The organism is Arthrobacter sp. SPT-J7 (assembly GCF_059089965.1).
The window spans coordinates 1-362 of the sequence record NZ_JBNHFF010000601.1; the positions used below are offsets into that span (position 1 = coordinate 1).

Below are 362 nucleotides of genomic sequence, written 5' to 3' on the forward strand. Positions count from 1 at the left end.
TTCTCGCGGCCCACTACGTCCGCGAACCGTACGATCCGGTCCGCCACCAGGTCCGGGTGTTCCACCACATTGGTTGCGTGCGAGACGATGCCCGGGATGATGACCTTGCCCTCGGGGAGCTTGGTGTCCTCCCAGACCCGCCACTCGTGCTCGTGGCGGACGTTGGCGGCCTCGAAGGAGTAGCCGCCGGCGTTAATCTGCAGCATGGTCTTTACCAGGTCCGCAAGGGGAAGATCGGTGGTGTGCGGGCCGTGCCAGGAGCCCCAGCAGAGGTGGAAGCGGACCTGCTCCTCGGGAAGGCCGCGGAGGGCGTAGTTCAGGGCTTCCACGCGGATCTGGGTGAACTTGAGGTAGTCGGATAC

1 pseudogene is annotated in these 362 nt (G+C 65.2%); it reads right to left on the reverse strand.

Features of this window, described 5'->3' with window-relative positions:
* Positions 1 to 362 (reverse strand): annotated as a pseudogene (locus AC5RWX_RS34480) (epoxyalkane--coenzyme M transferase); the annotation flags it as partial.